Genomic DNA, 2,557 nt, shown 5'->3' with positions numbered 1-2,557 from the left:
GGCAACGCGAGATTGCCCGGAGCATCTGCCGGATCCTCCGTGTCGCTGCCACCGCACCCGACGGTTCGATGCCCGAGGAGGCCGGCTTCATCGTCGAGTCTGCCCTGATAAGCACGGGCGTGGGCGCCAGGACCCGTAAGCGCCTGCTGGCCGAGCCGCGCCCGGCCTCGGTCAGCGACCTGGGAGCGTGCCCGCTTCCCGAACCGCTGCTCTCAGCGGTCGCGGTCATCGCTTTCGCAGCCATGGCCGAGGCAACCAGCCCGCAGGACGCGGTCCGGCAGATGCCTGCCTTGCTGCGCCGGATGGGGCTGGCCCGGCCGGCCGCGGATATGAAGGCCGGGGAGCTCCTGGAGGAATACACCGGCACGTACCTGGTTCTTTCCGATCTGTCAGCGCAGTTGCGAACCGAAGCACCGCAGCGTCCCTTCCGGGGCCGCCTTCCGGTCGCCACGATGATGGCGGTCGGCGAGGGGATCAACGCGCACAATACGAACGAGCTACACCGCCAGGTCACCCGCCAGGCAATGGCCACCCTCCTCAGGCGCGGTATCCGTGCCACGGTCAGCTCCGGCGTACCACTTCACCCGGCCGCATCCACCGTGATCCGAGCGGTCGGCCACTTGCTTGACGAGGAAGTACCGGCACTGCCGGCGCAGAGCGCAACCACAACCGCTGGCCCCTCTTAGTAGCCGCGGGAACGGTCGACCACGTTGAGGAGGGGCTGGCCGTCTAGGTACCGGCGGAGGTTGTCGGCGAACAGCTGCCGCAGCGGCCCGGCCATGTTCGCCTCCCCGCTGGCCGAGATGTGCGGTGTCAGCAGGATCTGCGGTAGCCGGGTGAGCTCCGGCCGCGGCGGCTGGCCGGCGAGCTCGCCGGCGTAGACGTCCAGCACGGCGCCGCGGATCCGCCCGGCGGTGACGGCGTCGACGAGGGCGTCCTCGTCGACCTCCTCGCCACGGGCGACGTTAATGAGCACCGCGTCCGGTTTCATCGCGGCGAAAACCGGGGCGTTGATGAATCGTTGGGTCTCGTCCGTCAGCTGCGAGCAGATGACGAGGAAGTCGCTCTCGGCCGCCACCTGCAGGATCCGGTCGGCCGGCAGCACCAGGTCCGCCCCGTCAGCATCAGGCAGCGGGGCGGTGACCGAGCGGCGGGTGCCGATCACCCGCATGCCGGCCGCACGCGACAGCCGGGCCACCTCCCGGCCGATGCCGCCCAGCCCGATGATCCCCATCGTCGCCCCGCGCAGGGTCAGCATCCGGTAACCCTCACGGGTGAACTGGCCGGCGGCCTTCTGGCGGGCGGCCTCGTGCAGGCCCCGGGCGAAGTGCGCCGCCGCTGCCAGCGCGTACTCGGCGATGGCCGTGGCCGCCACCGCACCGCGGCTGCTGGTCAAGGTGACCTGCGAGGCCCACAGGTCGGTCCTGGCCAGGTTCGAGACTCCGGCCTGGGTGTGATGCGCCCACACCAGGCGCGGTGACCGGGTGACGAGGCCCTCAGGGACCGGGTAGCCGACCAGCAGCACCTCAGCGTGAGCAAGGATGTCCGCCAGATCGGAGCCGGGCGCCGCCGCACCGCCCGATCCCGTCCGGTGCCCCGGGGCGGCGAAGTTGGCGTCGAAAACCCGCACCCGGGGGTCGACGTCGCTCACGAACGACAGATCCCGCCCCAGGATCGGAGCTATGACCGCAACGTTGACCTCACCCATGCGACCTGCGTTTGTTCCTGCTGTTCGTCTGGCCCAAGCCGGCGCGGTCAGCCGCGACGCGGATCGGACAGCACCACGATGGACCGGGGGCTTACGGTGACATGGTCGCCGGCGCTGTGCGCGCCCGCTGCGGCGGGGGCGGCGGGGTCGTAGGTGTTGATCTCGGTACGCCACGCGGCCTGCTTCCTGGTGGCTGGCAGGACGAAGTCGAGCGGTTCCCACCAGGCGTTCACCAGGACGAAGAAGTCGTCATCCAGCAGCCATGTTCCGTCTACGGCCCGGTCCGGGTCATCGGAGCCGTCCAGGTACAGCGCGATGGCCAGGGCGTTGTGGTCGGCCCAGTCGGCGCCCGTCATCGCACTGCCCGCGGGGGTGTACCAGCGCAGCTGGGATGCTTCTGCCCCGGAAAGGAAACGGCGGCGGCGGAACACCGGGTGTGCCTTGCGGAGGGCGATGAGCCGCTTGGTGAAGTCCCGCAGGCCGGTGTCGGCGCTGGCCCAGTCGAACCAGGTGATCTCGTTGTCCTGGCAGTAGGCGTTGTTGTTGCCCTGCTGGGTACGGCCCATCTCATCGCCGCCGAGCAGCATCGGGATACCGAAGGACAGCAGCAGGGTGGTCAGCATGGCCCGGGACTGGTGCGTGCGCAGAGCCAGCACGGCCGGGTCGTCGGTCGGGCCTTCGGCGCCGCAGGTCCACGAGCGGTTGTCGTCGGTTCCGTCGCGGTTCGACTCCCCGTTGGCCTCGTTGTGCTTGTCGTTGTAGGAGACGAGGTCGCGCAGGGTGAAGCCGTCGTGGACCGTGATCAGGTTCACCGAGGCCGTCGGCCGGCGCCTATCACGACCGTACAGG

General features: G+C 70.0%; 2 protein-coding genes and 1 pseudogene. 1 reads left to right on the top strand and 2 read right to left on the bottom strand.

The genetic code is table 11. From position 1 onward, the window contains the following. A partial coding sequence (locus WA805_RS03895; protein WP_425241661.1) for a hypothetical protein occupies nucleotides 1–686 on the top strand: 686 nt, incomplete at its 5' end. Here WA805_RS03895 and WA805_RS03890 read toward each other — a convergent pair. Then, nucleotides 683–1,651 carry an NAD(P)-dependent oxidoreductase gene (locus tag WA805_RS03890; protein WP_425241660.1) on the bottom strand — a complete coding sequence of 323 codons (969 nt, stop codon included), beginning with the start codon at nucleotides 1,649–1,651 and terminating at the stop codon, nucleotides 683–685. The genes WA805_RS03895 and WA805_RS03890 overlap by 4 nt on opposite strands. Nucleotides 1,652–1,755: 104 nt before the next feature. Further along, a pseudogene (locus tag WA805_RS03885) lies at nucleotides 1,756–2,557 on the bottom strand (glycogen debranching enzyme); the annotation flags it as partial.

This window comes from Trebonia sp., assembly GCF_049794275.1.
Lineage (GTDB): Bacteria > Actinomycetota > Actinomycetes > Streptosporangiales > Streptosporangiaceae > Trebonia.
This window is presented reverse-complemented; position numbering and strand designations above follow the sequence as displayed.